At 68.1% G+C, this 16,989-nt stretch carries 16 protein-coding genes; 10 read left to right on the top strand and 6 right to left on the bottom strand.

Translation table 11 applies throughout. The annotated features are described in order from the left end of the window. The first annotated feature begins 1 nt into the window (after nt 1). From ACIOHC_RS39090 to ACIOHC_RS39065, 6 genes are all read left to right on the top strand, one after another. Nucleotides 2-1,588 (top strand): long-chain-fatty-acid--CoA ligase, encoded by a 1,587-nt coding sequence (locus tag ACIOHC_RS39090; RefSeq protein ID WP_401846315.1) that lies wholly within the window; start codon nt 2-4, stop codon nt 1,586-1,588. Nucleotides 1,589-1,704: 116 nt separating this feature from the next. Beyond that, nucleotides 1,705-2,151, top strand: a complete 447-nt coding sequence (locus ACIOHC_RS39085) for an ester cyclase (protein ID WP_351087350.1) — start codon at nt 1,705-1,707, stop codon at nt 2,149-2,151. 624 nt (nt 2,152-2,775) lie between these two features. Beyond that, entirely contained in the window at nt 2,776-4,326 is a 1,551-nt protein-coding gene (locus tag ACIOHC_RS39080; RefSeq protein WP_401846312.1) for an AMP-binding protein, read from the top strand. A 44-nt stretch (nt 4,327-4,370) separates the two neighbouring features. Further along, nucleotides 4,371-5,630, top strand: a complete 1,260-nt coding sequence (locus ACIOHC_RS39075; protein WP_351087271.1) for a cytochrome P450 — start codon at nt 4,371-4,373, stop codon at nt 5,628-5,630. Next, entirely contained in the window at nt 5,627-5,860 is a 234-nt protein-coding gene (locus ACIOHC_RS39070) for a 4Fe-4S domain-containing protein (protein WP_351087272.1), read from the top strand. The genes ACIOHC_RS39075 and ACIOHC_RS39070 overlap by 4 nt, the downstream gene beginning before the upstream one ends. Next, nucleotides 5,857-6,297 carry a class I SAM-dependent methyltransferase gene (locus ACIOHC_RS39065; RefSeq protein WP_351087274.1) on the top strand — a complete coding sequence of 147 codons (441 nt, stop codon included), beginning with the start codon at nt 5,857-5,859 and terminating at the stop codon, nt 6,295-6,297. The genes ACIOHC_RS39070 and ACIOHC_RS39065 overlap by 4 nt, the downstream gene beginning before the upstream one ends. Before the next feature lie 75 nt (nt 6,298-6,372). Here the strand turns inward: ACIOHC_RS39065 and ACIOHC_RS39060 are convergent, their stop codons facing one another. After that, on the bottom strand, nt 6,373-6,582 hold the full coding sequence (locus tag ACIOHC_RS39060; protein ID WP_389638210.1) for a hypothetical protein: 210 nt from the start codon (nt 6,580-6,582) through the stop codon (nt 6,373-6,375). Between the two features lie 860 nt (nt 6,583-7,442). On the opposite strand from ACIOHC_RS39060, the gene ACIOHC_RS39055 reads away from it, so the two are divergent. Beyond that, nucleotides 7,443-7,568, top strand: a complete 126-nt coding sequence (locus ACIOHC_RS39055; RefSeq protein WP_365693020.1) for a hypothetical protein — start codon at nt 7,443-7,445, stop codon at nt 7,566-7,568. Nucleotides 7,569-7,776: 208 nt separating this feature from the next. Here the strand turns inward: ACIOHC_RS39055 and ACIOHC_RS39050 are convergent, their stop codons facing one another. From ACIOHC_RS39050 to ACIOHC_RS39030, 5 genes are all read right to left on the bottom strand, one after another. After that, nucleotides 7,777-8,571 (bottom strand): transposase, encoded by a 795-nt coding sequence (locus ACIOHC_RS39050; RefSeq protein WP_365693005.1) that lies wholly within the window; start codon nt 8,569-8,571, stop codon nt 7,777-7,779. Next, on the bottom strand, nt 8,546-8,707 hold the full coding sequence (locus tag ACIOHC_RS39045) for a hypothetical protein (RefSeq protein WP_351084649.1): 162 nt from the start codon (nt 8,705-8,707) through the stop codon (nt 8,546-8,548). Before ACIOHC_RS39045 ends, ACIOHC_RS39050 begins: the two co-directional genes overlap by 26 nt. Before the next feature lie 679 nt (nt 8,708-9,386). Then, on the bottom strand, nt 9,387-10,163 hold the full coding sequence (locus ACIOHC_RS39040; protein WP_401846307.1) for a hypothetical protein: 777 nt from the start codon (nt 10,161-10,163) through the stop codon (nt 9,387-9,389). A 366-nt stretch (nt 10,164-10,529) separates the two neighbouring features. Further along, nucleotides 10,530-11,048 carry an FcoT family thioesterase gene (locus ACIOHC_RS39035; protein ID WP_351084653.1) on the bottom strand — a complete coding sequence of 173 codons (519 nt, stop codon included), beginning with the start codon at nt 11,046-11,048 and terminating at the stop codon, nt 10,530-10,532. A gap of 2 nt (nt 11,049-11,050) precedes the next feature. Next, nucleotides 11,051-11,935: a TauD/TfdA family dioxygenase gene (locus ACIOHC_RS39030; RefSeq protein ID WP_351084644.1), complete on the bottom strand. Its 885-nt coding sequence runs from the start codon at nt 11,933-11,935 to the stop codon at nt 11,051-11,053. 1,049 nt (nt 11,936-12,984) lie between these two features. On the opposite strand from ACIOHC_RS39030, the gene ACIOHC_RS39025 reads away from it, so the two are divergent. From ACIOHC_RS39025 to ACIOHC_RS39015, 3 genes are all read left to right on the top strand, one after another. Continuing rightward, nucleotides 12,985-13,779: a methyltransferase domain-containing protein gene (locus tag ACIOHC_RS39025; protein WP_351084641.1), complete on the top strand. Its 795-nt coding sequence runs from the start codon at nt 12,985-12,987 to the stop codon at nt 13,777-13,779. 448 nt (nt 13,780-14,227) lie between these two features. Next, a complete protein-coding gene (locus ACIOHC_RS39020) occupies nt 14,228-15,826 on the top strand; it encodes an MFS transporter (RefSeq protein WP_365693000.1) in 1,599 nt (532 codons plus the stop codon). A gap of 46 nt (nt 15,827-15,872) precedes the next feature. Continuing rightward, nucleotides 15,873-16,487 carry a transposase gene (locus tag ACIOHC_RS39015; RefSeq protein ID WP_401846302.1) on the top strand — a complete coding sequence of 205 codons (615 nt, stop codon included), beginning with the start codon at nt 15,873-15,875 and terminating at the stop codon, nt 16,485-16,487. Nucleotides 16,488-16,989 lie beyond the last annotated feature (502 nt).

Below are 16,989 nucleotides of genomic sequence, written 5' to 3'. Positions count from 1 at the left end.
CATGACCGCTCACATCACACCTCCGCCGGACCTGCAGACACTTGACGCCACGCTCGCCTTCCACGCCGAGCAGCAGCCGGACCGCACCGCCATCTCCTGCGAGGGCGCCCAGCTCAGTTACGGGGAGCTGCGCTCGGCGAGCACCGCGAGCGCCGCCGCGCTGCTGGCGTCGGGCGCGGAGAAGGGGACCCGGGTCGCCTACCTGGGCAAGGAGTCGGTGCGGTTCTACGAACTCCTCTTCGCCTGCGCCATGACCGGCGTTGTGCTCGTACCCGTCAACTGGCGGCTCGCGCCCGAGGAAGTGGCATACGTCCTGCGCGACTCGGTTGCCGAACTGCTCTTCGTGGAGGAGGAGTTCCTCCCGACAGCACGTCAGTTGCAGTCAGACCTCAAGGAGTTGCGGGAACTGGTGCTCCTGGACTGCGCAGGGGCGGACGGGATGGCATTCGCGGAGTGGCAGCTTGCCGGGGCGGGCGAGGCCGTACCGGCGCAGTCCCGTACCGACGACGCGCTTGCCCAGATGTACACCAGCGGCACGACGGGATTCCCCAAGGGCGTGGTCCTGGCCCACCGCAGCTTCTTCGCGGTCCGCGACCTGCTGGCCGCGCAGGGGCTGGACTGGATCGACTGGCGGCCGGACGACAAGAGTCTCATCGGGATCTCCGGCTCGCACATCGGCGGGCTGTGGTGGGCCACCCAGGGGTTCAACGCGGGCGTCACCAACATCGCCGTACGGTCCTTCAGCCCCAAGGACGTACTGGAACTGATCCGGACGGCCGGCATCACCACGGCGTTCATGGTTCCGGCGATGCTGCTGATGCTGCTGTCCGAACCTGGCGCCTCCAGTGCCGACTTCGTCACCCTGCGCAAGACCATCTATGGCGGGTCGCCGATCTCCGAGACGCTGCTCCAGCGGTGCATGGAGGTCATGAAGTGCGACCTCGCGCAGATTTACGGTCTGACCGAGACCGGGAACACCGCGGTGTGCCTGCCGCCCGCCGATCACGTGCTGGGAAGCCCCCGGCTGCGGGCGGCCGGGCGGCCCTACCCTGGTATCGAACTCAAGATCATCGATGTGGATGGGCTGCCGCTGCCGCCCGGGGAGGTGGGGGAGGTGTGCCTGAAGACCCCCGCCCGGATGCTGGAGTACTGGAATCTGCCGGAGGCCACCGGCAAGACCCTCGTCGACGGCTGGGTCCACACCGGCGACGCCGGGTACACGGACGAGTCCGGATACCTGTTCATTCAGGACCGCATCAAGGAAATGATCATCCGGGCCGGCGAGAACATCTACCCGGCCGAGGTGGAGAACGCGATCAGCGCCCACTCGGCGGTCCTGGATGTGGCCGTCATCGGCGTACCGGACGACCGCTGGGGCGAGGCGGTGCACGCCTTCGTCGTACTGCGCCCGGATGCCTCCGTCGCGCCCCACCAGCTCAGGGCCTTCCTCGGTGACCGGCTTGCCACTTTCAAGATCCCCACCAAGTACGAGTTCATCGACAAGGTCCCGCGCAACCCCAGCGGCAAGATCCTCCGCCGTGTCCTGCGCGACCGCTTCTGGACCGAGCACGACCGGGCCGTCAACTGACCCGGCGGCGGTCTCCGCTGTGTTCGATGACCGGAATCTGATCGCGCAGCCCGGGCTCGTCCCGGTGCTGCGGCGCCGAGAGTGTCGTATTCGATCCCAGAAGATAGGAAGAACAGATGACATCAGCTCTCGAGGTAAACCACCGTCGGTTCATCGACGAAATCTGGTATCCGAAGAATGCCCCGAACTACGACGTGATCGACGAGGTGATGGACGAGGACCTCGTGGTCCACACCCCGCTCGGCGACGTTCACGGACGAGCGGCGGCCAAAGACTTCTTCAAGGGGTACCTGGCGGTCTTCCCGAAGCAGACCATGGAGGCGCGGGACTTCGTGGTCTTCGAGAACCGAACCATAGTCCGCTGGGACCAGGAAGCGACGCATGACGGCGTGGAGTTCATGGGCATCAAACCGGCCGGGAAACAGATGTCCGTCACGGGACTGACGATGGCGTACTGGGATGAGGACAAGAAGACCATGAAGGAGATCTGGTTCGCCTTCGACCTGCTCGGCATCGTCAACCAGCTCAAGAACCCAGCCGCCCCGGACGAGAACGTCGGCTGACGCCCAGGACGAGGTCGGCGCTGCGCGCCGGCCTCGTCCGGTCTGACACACGACAGCAGCGAACCACGGCCGGCTCCATCAGCTCTGCTGGGCACCATCGGTGGCCCCGTTTCGGCGTACACGTGAGACAACCCGTACACCGACAGCCCCGCCATCTGGGCGCTGCCGAGCCAAGGAGCTCGCCCACCAGCGGGCGTGCTTCGACTGCGGGGAGTTCAAACCGGTCGCCCGCACCACCAAGGACGGGCCGTTCTGCGACAAGTACCACAAGACGCCCATCCTCAAGTGCGCTTTCTGCGGCACCATCCGCCCTTGCTTCACCCACGTCCGGACCACCGGACAACCTCGCTGCCGACCCTGCTCGCGCAAGCTTGAGCCCTGCAGCAGCTGCCAACACGACAAGGTCGTCGTTGCCCGCACCACCCCCGTAGGAGAACTGCTGGGAAAAGGACCCTCAGTCCCACAAAGCCTGTGAGCAGTGCGGCACCGTCGAACGGCTCTTCATCACGGCCTCTGTAGCCGATGCGCCTGCGGGCAACAGCTGCGGCACGCCCTGACCCCCCGGACGACATACACCGGCCAGAACTTGACCGGGTCAAGGCCGCGCTGCTGGAACGCAACCACGTGCGGACCCTGCTCTGGCTCCGGAAATCCGCCGCAGCCGCCTTCCTGGAAGACCTTGCAGACGGCACCTGTGAACTCAGCCACGAAGCCCTCGACCGTCGCACCGACGAAGACGGCAGCCTGGCCAACGACTGCCTGCGGGCCGTCCTGGTCGCCGCTGGCGCCCTGACGGCCCGGGACGAGCACCTCGCCCGCACCGAGCGATGGGTCGAGCAGAAGATCGTGACCATCGAGGACCCGGACCACCGCAACCTGGTAGCCGCATTCGTCCGCTGGCCGCTGATCAGCGGACTCCGTCGGCGAGCCCGCGGCAAGCCGATCCGTTCCACCCAGGTCGACTACGTGCGCGTCTCGACGTTCAAGGCCGTAGCCTTCCTCTCCTTCGTCAAGGAGCACGGCGAGACCCTGGGGACATGCCGGCAGGCGCTGGTCGACCTCTGGCTCACCGACCACGACGACCAAGGCAACTACAGCGTCCGCCCGTTCGTCGTCTGGGCAGTCAAGAACAAGCACGCCGGCCGAATCAGGGTCCCAGCACGCCCGAAGGCCGTTCGCGAGCCCACCCTCGATTCCGACGAACGGTGGGCCATCGCCCGCCGCCCGCTGCACGATGACTCCGTCGACCTCAAAGACCGGATCGCTGGACTGATGGTGCTGCTCTACGCCCAGAAGGCCGTCACCATCTGCCACCTGACCACCCATGTCATCCCGGACGACGAGGGCGTCTCGATCAAGCTCCAACGGATCCCGCTGCAGCTACCCGCACCTCTGGACGGCCTCGTTCTTCAGCTCGTCGAACAGCATCGCGAGCACCGCGTCGTGAGCAAGGAGCAGAACGCGCCCTGGCTCTTCCGGGCCGGACTGGATCGATTGGCGGCCGGACGACAAGAGTCTCATCGGGATCTCCGGCTCGCACATCGGCGGGCTGTGGTGGGCCACCCAGGGGTTCACCTGCCGCCCGCCGATCACGTGCTGGGAAGCCCCCGGCTGCGGGCGGCCGGGCGGCCCTACCCTGGTATCGAACTCAAGATCATCGATGTGGATGGGCTGCCGCTGCCGCCCGGGGAGGTGGGGGAGGTGTGCCTGAAGACCCCCGCCCGGATGCTGGAGTACTGGAATCTGCCGGAGGCCACCGGCAAGACCCTCGTCGACGGCTGGGTCCACACCGGCGACGCCGGGTACACGGACGAGTCCGGATACCTGTTCATTCAGGACCGCATCAAGGAAATGATCATCCGGGCCGGCGAGAACATCTACCCGGCCGAGGTGGAGAACGCGATCAGCGCCCACTCGGCGGTCCTGGATGTGGCCGTCATCGGCGTACCGGACGACCGCTGGGGCGAGGCGGTGCACGCCTTCGTCGTACTGCGCCCGGATGCCTCCGTCGCGCCCCACCAGCTCAGGGCCTTCCTCGGTGACCGGCTTGCCACTTTCAAGATCCCCACCAAGTACGAGTTCATCGACAAGGTCCCGCGCAACCCCAGCGGCAAGATCCTCCGCCGTGTCCTGCGCGACCGCTTCTGGACCGAGCACGACCGGGCCGTCAACTGACCCGGTTCTCACCGCACCTTCCCACTCCGAGGAAAGAGAACGAAATGCCGCAGAATACAGCCCAGTCGTCGGCCGAAGAGGCCCAGCCCTCCTTCAAGCCGTACGAAGGCAAGGCCGACTCCCCCTGGGAGGAGCTGGCCCGGGACCGCGCCCGCTGTCCGGTGGCCCACTCCAAGGTCCTGGAGTCGATCCAGGTCACGGAGTACGAGGCTGTGAAGGAGGTGAACCGCAACCACGGGGCATTCTCCTCCACCTACAGCGCGACCTGGCCGCTGGAGGAGCCGGTGCCCGAGGAGATGCAGGTCTTCATCCTCAGCGACCCGCCCCGGCACACCCGCCAGCGCCGCCTGGTCGTCAAGGCGCTGTCGGCCTCGCGTGTCGCGCGCATGCGGCCGTTCACCGAACGCGTGGTCAACGACCTGATCGACGCCATCGCCGGTCAGGGGGGCGCCTTCGACCTGGGCGCCGAGTTCGCCGTGCCGATGAGCGAGGCGCACATCACCGAACTGCTCGGCATCCCCGAGGACGACCGGGCATACTTCCTGCGCATGTCTCACCGCTTCCAGGAGAGCACGGCAACGATCAACCGCGAGGGCATCGCGAGCGCGGCGATGGAAGAGTGGCGGCGCCACCTCCTCGACGCAGTGCGCTCCCGCCGTGAGGCCGGCCCGGAGAGCGACGACCTGATCACCCAGCTGTGTTTCGCCGAGGAGGAGGACGGCGACCGCTTCGACGAGAACGAGATCGCGCTCATCATCATGGGGCTGATCGCCGGGACGTCCTTCACCGCCTCGGCCGTCGTCAACATCGCCTGCACCCTGGAGCAGCACCCCGAGCAGAAGGCAAAGTACACCGGCGACATCGACGGCCTCACCTCGTCACTGGTGGAGGAGGGGCTCCGCTACGACGGACCGATCTTCGGGCTGTACCGCATGACGCTCAAGGAAGCGGAAATCGGGCACGGCGTCACGGCCCGCCCCGGTGACCGCATCTATTTCTCCCTCGGAGCCGCGAACCACGACCCCGAGGTCTACGACCGCCCGGACGAGTTCATTATCGACCGTGACTGGAAGAACCTGCCCTCGCACCTGGCCTTCGGCCACGGCGCGCACCACTGCCTCGGCATGAACCTTGGCCGACTGCAGGCGGAGGTGGCGCTCGCCACTCTCTACCGGCGGCTGCCCGGACTGCGGATCCGGCCCGGCTTTCAGCCGGTGCAGGTCCCCGGCCCGATCATGCGGGCCTGGGGCGCCCTGGAGATGACGTACGACGGCCCGGTCCGGCCCCGGACGGACGCGGCATGAAGACCACCGAACTCACCGACGAGAAAAGGGGCCTGACGGTCGACCATGCACTGTGCAGGGGCACCGGCCGCTGCCAGGAGATCGCCCCGGACGTCTTCCGCGTCGAAAGCCGCGCGGCTTGGCCGGCCGACGGCCTGGACCTCGCCGCGGCCGACCCCGAACACATGGCGGAGGCCGAGTCCTCCTGCCCCTGGCCGGCCATCACCTTCGAACGCGGAGAACCGACATGAGCAGTTACGTCCTGGATCCGGCCTGGCACGTCGAGCTGAGCCGACTGGAGAACCTCTGCGCCCTGTACGACCCGGGCTCCACGGCCATCTGCGAACAGCCCGGCCTCGGCCCGGGCCGGCGCAGCCTGAACATGAGCGCCGGCACCGGCAGCGTGGCCAGGATGTTCGCCGAGTGGGTCGGCTCCCAGGGCGAGGTGCTCGCCGTCGACGCCGACACCCGCTTCCTGGAACAGCTCGCGGACGACACGATCACGGTCCTGTCATCGGACGTCACCGTGGAGCCGCCGCCCCAGGGGCGCCTCGACCTCGTCCACGCGAGGCTGCTCCTCGAACACCTCCCCGCGTCCGAAGCCGTGCTCCGCGCCATGAGGGCACGGCCCGGCCGGGCGGCTCGGTCGTGGTGGAGGACCTGGACCGGGCCGCCGCGCTCGCCGTAGACCGCCCGCCGATGTCCACGAGCGGGTCATCACGGCCTGCCAGGCGCTGTTCACCGCCACTCCATACCAAACCGACTACGGCAGGAAGCTGCCGCGGCTCCTGAGGGAGGCAGGGCTCACCGACATGGGCATCCGGGCCGTCTCGACGCCGCTGCCGTCCGCCCCCAGCACGGCCAGCCTGCCCGGGAGCAGCTCGTCGACCAGCTGGCGCCCCGCCTGCTCAGCCGCGGGCTGCTCACCCAGGGCGACCTTGACGCCCTCCACGACCTGTGGCCGGTGGGCCACTGCACCGGCTTCGGACCGCTGATGGTCAGCGCCTGGGGCGCCGCCGTCCGTTCGACGGCGGCTCGTAGGACGGCTCGCCGGACGATCGGCGTGGGTGGCCGCCCACCACGAGGCCGGCCACCACACGCCCCCACGGCGCGCATGGTCGCCGTCGGTGAACCCCCGGCCCTGCGGTGCGGCAGCGGCGTCGGCCTCTGGAACATGCCCGCAGCGGTGAGCTCGTCGACGACGGCGGGGTCGCGGCGGATGCCGTGGCCCCAGGAGCTGTCGAAGTGCAGCTGCTCGAAGTCGGGACGGGGGCGCTGACCGCCGGTCGCCTCCAGCGCTGCCGCCTGTGCGGCCCACCGCGAGGCGCTGAACCGCGGGACCAGCGCGATTGACGCGCAGCTCACCAGCCCGACAACCGAGTGCAGATGCGCCGCGTGTGTCACCAGAATCCCCTTCGGGCGACTGGGAGTACCGGAGGTGTACAGAGTGCTGTGCGGCACGCGCAGGTGGTGATGGGGAGCGGCGGAAGGAGCATCACCGGGCCGCCGTGGCTGGGGGCAGGGCCACGGGGACCCCCAGCCACGGAGCTGTGAGCCATAGAACTGCCGCCGCAGGTCACGCACCACCCCCAGTTGGGGGGGCTCGTAGAATAGCTACGGCGCTGCGCCGTTCAGAACCCCGGCTGGGCACAGTGCAATCGTACGGCGGCGGGGCGCAGGGTGTGGATGGCCAGGACCGCGGCGTGGCCAGGACGTCCCGGTCAAAGTGTGGGCCACCTCCCGCAATGCGGTGTGACAGCCGCGTCGGGACCGCACTCCGGAGGCGCACCGGCCAATCGTCGACTCCAGCGCAGGGTGCGGTGTCGGTTTCAGTTGACTTTCCAGCGAATCGAGCGCGGCAAGGCCCTGGCCAAGCACGTCGAGCCCGCGCTGACCGAAGGCACCGAGATGTCGGGTCTCGACGAGTCGATGAGGGCCCTGGTCGTTAAGTACCGGTAGCGGCCGGCCCGCGCGTTGATCACAGCTGGTCGCCCAGCCCCGTCCCCGCGGGCGGGGGAAGCTCCTATAGATCGTCAAGCGGTCTGTTGGAGCGGTTTGGTGGCGTGGGGCACATGGGTGGATGCTGGTAGATCTCGCGGGCGACGAACCGTTTCAGGCACCGGACGACGTCCTTCTTGACCACGCCTTCGGCGGTGCGTCGAGCGACCTACTCCTGGGTGCGCTGGTCGTACTTCATACGGACCAGGACGATGGTGTGCAGGGCGTTGTCGGCCGCTCGGTCGCCGCCGCGGTTGAGGCGGTGACGGTTGGTGCGGCCGGAGGAGGCCGGGACCGGGGCGGCCCCGCAGAGGTGGGCGAAGGGCGCTTCGGAGCGGAGCCGGTCTGGGTTGTCACCCGCGCTGGTCAGCAGTCGGCCGGCGGTCTCGGGGCCGACGCCCGGCAGGGCGACCAGCCTCGGGGCGGCCTGGGTGACCAGCGGCCCGATTTCCTTGTCCGCGTCCCTGATCTCCTCGTCAAGTTGCTGGTACCGACGGGCGTGCCGCCGCAGCGCGGTCTTTACCGCGCAGGTGGGGTCGTCGAGTTCGCCGGTGGGGCGGGAGCGGGCCAAAGTGTCGGCCAATTCCCGCGCGGAGAGCCCCCGCAGCTTGTCCCGCACGGTGGACGGAGCGGTGACGATGAGGGTGCGGATCTGGTTGATGGTTTGGGTGCGGACCTTGACGGCACTCTTGCGGACCACCCGCAGGGCCCGGATCGCCTCCACGATCCCGTTGCGGGCCTCGGGTGTTCCTCCGGCCCGGCCGGACAGGACCGCGGTCACGGCTCCGTAGGCATCGATCGGGTCGGACTTTCCGTTGTCCCGCCTCGCCTTGCGGTCCGGCCGGTCCACCTCGACCACCGTGACCTCGTTCGCCGTGAGGAAGCGGGCGATCTCGGCTCCATAGGCGCCGGTCCCCTCGACCTCGACGGCAAGGACCTCACCGTGGGACCGGAGCCAGTCCAACAGCCGCTGGTAATCCCTCCGGCGTCGTCTCGAACTGCTCGGTGGCCAAGTGCCGGCCGATGCTGTCGATGACCGCGGCCTGGTGGAGGTCGGTGTGGGTGTCGATGCCGCCGACCGCCGCTATCTCGTCTGCCATGCTGTTGTGCGCTGCCCTTCCAACGTGCACCGGTGGGAGGGCACGGGCCGGTCGGGCAGACGGACAAGAGAGTGATGGGACCTCTGACCAGGCTCCTATCAGGTCACAGACACCCGACCGGCCACGTGCCGGACGGCATCGCTCGGCAGGCCGACGATTCCCCAGAAGGACAACCGAAGCGTCAGTCAGGCGGAGAGTCAGACCTCCGGGGATGCCGTGGTCAATCCTCACTGTCAGGCGACGGCGCTGAGCGTGTCCGCGAGCCGTCGCCGCGTCGCGTGCGCGGCGAGGCGAGGCGGCCGCCCCCCCACGGCGGCGGCGCCTAAAGCAGCAGTAGGGCGGGGGACGGCGCCCGGGGCGATCCCGGCGCCGATCCCGCTGGTTCGGCCCTTGGCGTCGATCAGCCAGCCGGCCAGGGGCACCCCCCGGCGCCGTGGCGAGCACCACGGCGGCCAGGGCGATGCAGCCCGTCGCCGTCATGGTGACCGTGGTGATCTGCCGCGGGGGTGCAGCTCGATCCGGTCAGCCTGGTCGGTCAACCATGCACGGACCGCCTTCGAGCGGTGTGCGGAGTGCCCGTCGACCACGAGGTGGACCGGTGGTCGACGGGCTGCGCCCTCGCCCGTGACCTGGCGCACCGTGCCCGCCACGGACTGGCCAGCCGGTGTCCACCAGTGGCTCAGCTCTTCACATCAGCGAGGGAGGTGCCCATTTTGATGGTGCTGAGCCACTGGGTGGCGGTGGCCGGCGCCGTGTGGTAGACGCCCCATTTGAGGTAGTCCCTGGTTCCGTCGTAGGTGGTTCCGGTGAAGGTGTACGAGCCGTTGCTGAGCTTCTGAGGCACACCGTTGAACCAGAACTGGATCATGCCCTTGGTGCGATGCCCGTAGACCTTCAGCGCGTAGGTGTTCCACCGGTCGTTGACAGCTTTGGTGCGCCAGAGAACCACCTTCTTGTGCTTGTGGGTCCACTCCTGGAGTTCGATGTGGCCGTGGGTCACCACCAGCACGATGGGGTGGTTGGCGGTTCCAACGCTCGGACTGCACTTCAACTGGAAGAGGTAGCGACTCGTCGAGTCGGTGATGTGGAACTTCGACGACCAGCCGAGATAGTAGGTGCTGCCCGCAGTCACCGTGGGCCCGACCCCTTCGCAGCGCTCCAGATGGGCCGGTTGTCTGACCTGCCACACCCGCCCCTTACTCTGGTCGGTCGTCGTGCCGAAGGTCTTGGTGTCGCACTGAACGGACGAGAACTCCCGAATGCCCTTGCGCGGATCGGCCGACCATCGCAGGGTCTTGGGGCTCTTCGAGGCGGTCGTGGCGGCTGGCGGTGCGTTGGTGGTGTCCGCGGGCATGGCGTGGACGGGCCAGGCCAGCAGGGTTCCACCGGCGAGGGCGCCACCGAGCAGTGCCGACAGCCAAGGGCGGCGGGACTTCAAACCTTTTCGTCGTGTCACGGATTCCTCCATGTGCGTGTCGCGGCGAGTGAGAACTTCATGACGGCGGGGTTCGACCTCATCCTGATGCGTAGTCATCCGAGCTCACACCATGGCTTGAAGTGCGCGGAGCCACTCACCCAGCCGGTCGGGCTAGTTACCGTATGGGCGGAAAGCCCGTGAACACAGCCCAGTTGGGCGCCGCAGACGCGTCATGATGCCAATCTCGACGGTGACCGCTGTCCACGGCAGGAGCATCGCCCGGAGGAGCTGCACACGGGGTCCTGCCTGGGGGTCCGCGGTACGGAGGCGGTCACGGCCGGGCGGCGCGCCGTGTGCCGTGTGCCGTGACCACCGTGTCGTACCGCAACCCCGGTGCGGCACGGTTCAGTCAGGAAGGTTCGTGAGGGCGAGCGTCACCTCACCGCCGCAGCCGTCTCCGATGTCGTCGTAGTAGCGGTGGGTGGTGTTGATCATCAGAAGCGGGTCGCCGGCGCTGGACACCCGCCGCTGGAGCCGGTTGAACACCACCTCGCCGCCGAACGCACGGGGGTCGACCGGGCGCCGGAACCTGGCCTGGAACCGGGTGATCAGCATGTCGGGCAGCAGACGCTTCCAGTAGTCGTCCATTGTCCAGCCCGAGAACTCCTTCAGCAGTCCCCACTGGACCGCCGCGGCCGCGGTGTAGTACGCCATCTGGTTGTAACAGATGTTGACCTCGACGGAGTTGAGGTGCCCAGTGTCATCGATGTAGCAGGACTCGGGGATCGAGAACGTGCATTGTGCGGAGATGCCCCCGTCAGCGGCGGTGACGTCGGCCGACTTCAGGTACTTGCAGTGCTCCTTGTAGGGGTGGAGCACCTTGTCCAGAATCTTCTGGTCGGTCGAGTGGCTGATCGCGGTCATGGTCACGCCGCCTTCTCGTACAGCTTGTGGGCGTCGTGCACGGTGATGCGGTGCGAGGCGGTCGGCTCCGGTGTCGTGGTGTGCCGGGCACGGTGGATCAGGCTGCGGTTGTCCCAGACGAGCAGGTCGCCCACCTCGAACTCCTGGAGGTGGATGAGCTCATGGCTCATCTCCTCGTCGAGCTGGCCGGTGACCTCGAAGAGCTGCCGCAGCAGCTTTTCGTCGAGCGGGTTGCCGTCCGCGTCCTCGATCTCGATGGTGGCGGCCTCGCTGATGTAGAGAACCGTTTCACCAGTGATCGGGTGCGTGAAGGTGGTGGGGTGCAGCACATCCGGGGTCTTCTGCTTGATCTCCGCGATGATTTCGGACAGCGGTCGGTAGACGTCCCCCGGACGGATCTTGAAGTACTTGCGCACGGTCTGACGGGAGTTGGTGCCGGCCACCGCCGCCTTCAGGTCATCGGGCAGCTTGCGGTACGCCTCGCCCATGTCGATGAAGTACGTGCCGCGGTTCTTCTTCGGCACGACCTGCGGGTGGATGAGGGTGATGCCGAACGGGTCGGGCATGAACTGGTAGTCGGCGTGCCAGAAATGGCCGGTCTTGGGGACGCCGATCTGCTTGCCGTCCTGCGGAATGTTCGAGGACACGAAGATGTCCGGGTTGTCCGGGTGGTGGTAGATCGGCTCGTAGTAGCGCTCGGGCCGGCCCAGGCGCTTGCTCAACTCAAGGAAGGAATCCGTCGACAGGTACTGGTTCTTCAGGATCGCGATCTTGCTGGTGTACACGGCCTGCATGAGTTCCTGGATGTCCGACTCCGACGCGGTGGTGTGGTCGAAGCCCTCGACAGTCACACCCAGTTTCTTGCCTGCCTGAGGGGTGATGTCCATGGTGCGCGTTCTCCGGGATTCTTGTGAGGGGGCGGCGGATGGGGTGCCAGTTTGGAGCGGGGAGCCGTGAGCCGGGTTGGTGGTCACGCGTCACCGGCGCCGGGCCGCTGCCGGATGCCTGCGTTGACGGCGGTCCGCTGAGACGGCCGACCGTACGAACTAGCCAGTACCGGAACGCTACCGGCCGTGGTCCATACGGAAATCCGTTCGCTCTTAGGGTGTTCCTTCCGGAAAGCAGTGGAAGGGTTTTCGTGGAGCCGTCATCCACGAGGTGGATACGGATTAAGAAAAAGACCGAAGTGCTGTTTGTGTCAATGCCGAAGTGGATTTCTGAAGCGATTCTAAAGATGAGTTGAAGGCCCGGAGTCACGCTGCGAGTTCTCGTCCGAGTGGGCAGACCGTTCGAGTTTGCCGAGCTGGCCTGCGGAAATACTACGTGGGCCGAGCGGCTGAGGGAGCGTCAAGCCGCTGTTGCCGAAGGGAAAGACAGGCGAGAAGGAACCTATCGGCAGTTGCACTCGGCCGTACCTTCGGCATATCAAGTGTCTTGGCACCCGGTGATCTCCGGCCGCCGTGAAGAAGCCGGCCGGGGGCTGTATTCGCATCCCAGCCATCCGTTGCACCGGAACATGGTGTCGCGCGGACTTCGGAGGCGCGTTTTCCATGGACTCTACTTAGGTATTCGCCCGGCGCGTTTCGCGTCTCACAGGCCCCGCGCGATGGCGGGCGTCGGCCGACGACGAACTCGGGTCCGTCCGACCGGGCCGGTCGCAGCCGGCAGAACCCGAGGGAAGGCACGCATGGTGGACGACCGCCGGCTACGGGAATACCTCAAGTTCGCCGGTCCGAGCGGCGAGATCCTCCGCTGCACGCACCCTGCCGGACCGATTCCGCCCACGCCTGCGCGCCGTCAACCGTGGGCCGCGGCACCGTCGTTCACTCGTCATCTCGCTGTCTCCCGCTGCTCTGCCGAGCAGTCCGCCGCGCGCACCGGCGCCCGAAGACCGGCCGTGGACGGCACCATCATCCTCCGAGAGGTATCCAGACCCATGAACTACATCATTGACCCCGCGTGGGCCGACGAGCGCGAGCGCCTGGAAAACCTGGCCGTCTTCTACAACGTGGGCACCGCCGAGATCTGCGACCGACTGGGCGTTGGCACCGGCTGGCGCTGCGCGGACCTCGGAGCGGGCAGCGGCAGCGTCGTGCGGATGCTCGCCGAACGGGTCGGGCCCGAGGGCGAGGTGCTGGCGATCGACGCCGACACACGCTTCCTGGAACCGCTGGCTGGCGGTCCGATCACGGTACGCGCCATGGACGTGACGGCCGAGCCGCTGCCCGAGGGCCGGTTCGACTTCGTGCACGCCCGGCTGCTCCTTGAGCATCTCCCCGAACCGGCCGAGATGGTGCGGTCCATGGCGGCCGCGGCCCGGCCGGGGGGCTGGGTGGTCGTCGAAGACGTCGACTGGTCCACGGCGCTGACCATCGACCCTCCGTCCGAGGCCCACGAGCGCGTCATCGCCGCCTGTCACAAGCTGTACGCGGGCAGCGCCTACGACGCCTCCTACGGCCGGAAGGTGCCGCGCCAGCTGCGCGAGGCGGGGCTGACCGACATCGGGATCCGGGCGGCGTCGATGCCGTTGCTGGCCGACGTCGAGCGAGGCCAGCCGGACTGGGCGATGTGGGTCGCCCAGCTCGCCCCCCGGATGCTCGCCGAGGGACTGCTCACCCAGAATGACCTCGACGCCTTCAGCCGGCTTTGGCACGACGGCGACACGGTCGGCTTCGGGCCGCTTATCGTCAGCGCCTGGGGCCGCCGCCCCGCCGAAGAAGGCGCACGCTAGAGGCAACGCCGTTCAGTTGGGGCGGGCTGGGAGTGTCAAGGGCTGCTCATGAATATGTTGATGACGGCTTTGTAGGTGGTCCGGTCTGTCCGGTCGTTGGCGGGTCCGCGTGCGTTGTATTTGGAGATCGCGCGTTTGACGATGCGGCCTTTGGTGCGGACCCGCCGGGGAGTAGGGGCTGGGCCAGGACATGACGGCCGATGGTGCCGACGAGGTCGATGTCCGCGCTGGTGGTGACGCCGGCGGCCAGGACGAGTTGGTCTCGGGCAGCGGCGACGGCGGTGCAGCCTGGTCCAACAGCGGAGCTACTGTGGTGAGGATGTCTTGGAGCGACAGACCTCTTCTACAGCAGCTTGGCTGCCTCGTTCACCGGCCTTGACCCACGACCTTCACGCCCTGACTGAACGGCGTTGCCGCCCAGACGCCGTCATCCGAGAGAAAGCACACGTTGTCCCTGACCGCACCCCCGGCCCCGGCACCGCGCATCACCTATGGCGCGGTGCTGGGAAGCTCGTACGTGGCCCGCCTGCTCGGCGGCACCTTCATCGGCCGCCTCCCTAACGGCATGGCGCCCGTCGCCATCCTGCTGTGGGCCACCGCGGCCGGAGGCAGCATCGCCTTCGGCGGGCTGCTCAGCGCCCTGTACGGGCTGTCCTCCGCGCTGGCACAGCCGGTCAAGGGACGCCTGATGGACCGTCACGGGCAGACCGCCGTGCAGCTCCCGGCCGCCCTGCTCAACTCGGCACTCCTGGTGGCCCTGCCGGTGGCGGGCCCGTATGGTGCGCCGGCTCTCGCCACGGTGATCGTCATCGCCACTGGCCTGACCACGCCGCCCCTGGAGGCCGGGCTCCGGGCGCTGTGGCCGAGCGTGCTGCCCGAGCCACGGATGCGGCACGCTGCGCTCGCCCTCGACACCGGCACGCAGGGGCTGCTGTACATCGTTGGCCCGCTACTGGCCGCCGCGCTCACCTCCGCGTACAGCGCGTCCCTCGCGCTCGCCGTCACCGCTGCCCTCGGCCTGGCCGGCACCGCCGCCGTTGCCCTCGCGCCGCCCTCCCGGCGCTGGCGCCCGACACCGGCCGCAGGCGCGGAGGCCGGGCCGGTACGCCGACTGGCCAACCCCGGCCTGGTGCTGCTGTTCGTCTCCCTCACCGGCATCGGGTTCGCGATCGGGGCCCTGAACGTGTGGTCGATCGCCATGGCTGAGCACCACGGCCAGGACATGCTCTCGGGGATCATCCCCGCCGCGTTCTCGACCGGCAGCTTTCTAGGCGGCCTCATCTACGGGCGCCGCACTTGGACCGGCACCACCACGGGCCGACTGATTACTGCCGGTGCCGCGTTCACGGCCGGGTGGTTCCCGCTCCTTGCCCACTTGGGCCCGTACGCGGCTACTGCCGCGGTCATCGCGCCCGGGGCCTTCCTCACTGTCGTGGTCGCCTGCGCCTACGTGATCACCGAGGTCCTCACCCCCACGGGCCGCACCAGCGAGGCGTACGCGTGGCTGATCCTGTCGATCGGCGCTGGGCAGTCCGCCGGAACCGCCCTCGCCGGGCGCCTAGCCGAGCAGCCCCTCGCCAGTGCCGCACTCCCCGCCGCCGGCGCTGCGTTCGCGCTCACCGTCCTGCTTGCCGCGCGCCCGCACCTCGGCCCCGCCGGACACCTCTCCCGGCGCGGCCGGCACCGCCGCCCGCCCCGGGGCCGGCGCCCGCACCTCGGCCCCGCCGGACACCTCTCCCTGCGCGGTCGGCACCGCCGCCCGCCCCGGGGCTGGCACAAGACCCCTGATCAGGCCTCAACTCAACCACCGCCCTTTAACCGCTGTGAGGGGATTTATATATGGCAGACCGTACGCAGTGGAATGTCGAGCACTCCTGCTTCCACCAGTTCGTCCATGACCTGTCCAGCCGTCCCGCCGACCGACGGGCCGGATTCGCCTGCTGGCTCGCCGGCCGGGACTGCACCGACTGCTAGAAGCAACGCCGTTCAGTCAGGGCGTGAAGGTCGTGTGTCAAGGCCGGTGAACGAGGCAGCCAAGCTGCTGTAGAAGAGGTCTGTCGCTCCAAGACATCCTCACCAGAGAAGCTCCGCTGTTGGACCAGGCTGCACCGCCGTCGCCGCTGCCCGAGACCAACTCGTCCTGGCCGCCGGCGTCACCACCAGCGCACTTCGACGGCAACAGCTTCCTCGCCGCCGTGAGCGCGACCGGCGCTCAGGTGCTGGGCCGGCTCCGGGGCAACTGCCGCACTCCGGTGCTGACACGTCTCGGCGACGGCTCGTACCTGTCGGTGATCGGTACGGAGAAAGTCCGTGTCATCGACGCGACCATCACGGTGACCTGCGCGGACGGGACCGTCTTCACAGGCTCCTACCGGCTGGTCACTACCCTGACCGACGCCCGCCACTACCCGGCGGCCGTGCTGGCAGGTCTCTACCACCAGCGGTGGGAACACGAATCGGCGTACTACGCGCTCCGCCGCACGATCACGAACGGGCGCGTCCTGCGTTCGGGCGACCCGGCCGGCGTCGAGCAGGAGATGTGGGCCCTGCTTACTCTCTACCAGGCCCTGCGGACCGTGATGGTCGAGGCCGCGGAGTCGCTGCCGGGCACCGACCCGGACCGCTGCTGCTTCACCGTCGCCCTCCAGACCGCCCGTGACCAGGTCGTCCAGGCCGCCGCCGTCATCAGTACTGATTCCCAGTTCTGAGTAGCCTTGGGTTCTACGCTGGCGTGGTGTCCAAGGGCACCGGGCGGGCTGGTGAGAGGAACTGTCGGGCTTGTGGCGAGCGGCTGAGGTCGGAAGCCCGGCCTGACGCCTTGTTTTGTTCCTCAGCGTGTCGTGCCAGGCAGTGGCGTACGGATCGGCAGTTGCGTTAGCGCCTGGCGGCGGCGCAGGGCGGGGTCGGCGAGGCCGAGTGTCCCGAGTGTGGGGCCCGTTGGGTTGCCGGCGTCGACCGGAGGTCGACGGCTCTGTTCTGCTCGGGCCGGTGCAAAGTGAGGGCTTGGCGGCGCCGGAGGGAAACGTTCGGCGAACGGTCACAATGACCGCATCGCGAACACATCCTGAGCTCAACTTCGGCCAGCAACCAGTCATTTGCGGTCGTTCATTGTGATCAGCGGATTTATGGTCTGACTCTCGGTGATGAGCGGGTCGTTTTCACTTCACGGACGTCAGCTCCGTGCCCGACCCGTATGGATGGTGAGAACCG

It is taken from the genome of Streptomyces sp. NPDC088252 (genome assembly GCF_044740965.1).
GTDB lineage: Bacteria > Actinomycetota > Actinomycetes > Streptomycetales > Streptomycetaceae > Streptomyces.
This window is presented reverse-complemented; position numbering and strand designations above follow the sequence as displayed.

Excerpts from the sequence above, each read along its gene's own strand:
- ACIOHC_RS39085 (WP_351087350.1), top strand. The coding sequence starts at position 1,705 with ATGACATCAGCTCTCGAGGTAAACCACCGTCGGTTCATCGACGAAATC.
- ACIOHC_RS39045 (WP_351084649.1), bottom strand. The coding sequence starts at position 8,707 with ATGGCAGACGAGATAGCGGCGGTCGGCGGCATCGACACCCACACCGAC.
- ACIOHC_RS39075 (WP_351087271.1), top strand. The coding sequence starts at position 4,371 with ATGCCGCAGAATACAGCCCAGTCGTCGGCCGAAGAGGCCCAGCCCTCC.
- ACIOHC_RS39090 (WP_401846315.1), top strand. The coding sequence starts at position 2 with ATGACCGCTCACATCACACCTCCGCCGGACCTGCAGACACTTGACGCC.
- ACIOHC_RS39035 (WP_351084653.1), bottom strand. The coding sequence starts at position 11,048 with ATGACCGCGATCAGCCACTCGACCGACCAGAAGATTCTGGACAAGGTG.
- ACIOHC_RS39025 (WP_351084641.1), top strand. The coding sequence starts at position 12,985 with ATGAACTACATCATTGACCCCGCGTGGGCCGACGAGCGCGAGCGCCTG.
- ACIOHC_RS39030 (WP_351084644.1), bottom strand. The coding sequence starts at position 11,935 with ATGGACATCACCCCTCAGGCAGGCAAGAAACTGGGTGTGACTGTCGAG.
- ACIOHC_RS39070 (WP_351087272.1), top strand. The coding sequence starts at position 5,627 with ATGAAGACCACCGAACTCACCGACGAGAAAAGGGGCCTGACGGTCGAC.
- ACIOHC_RS39065 (WP_351087274.1), top strand. The coding sequence starts at position 5,857 with ATGAGCAGTTACGTCCTGGATCCGGCCTGGCACGTCGAGCTGAGCCGA.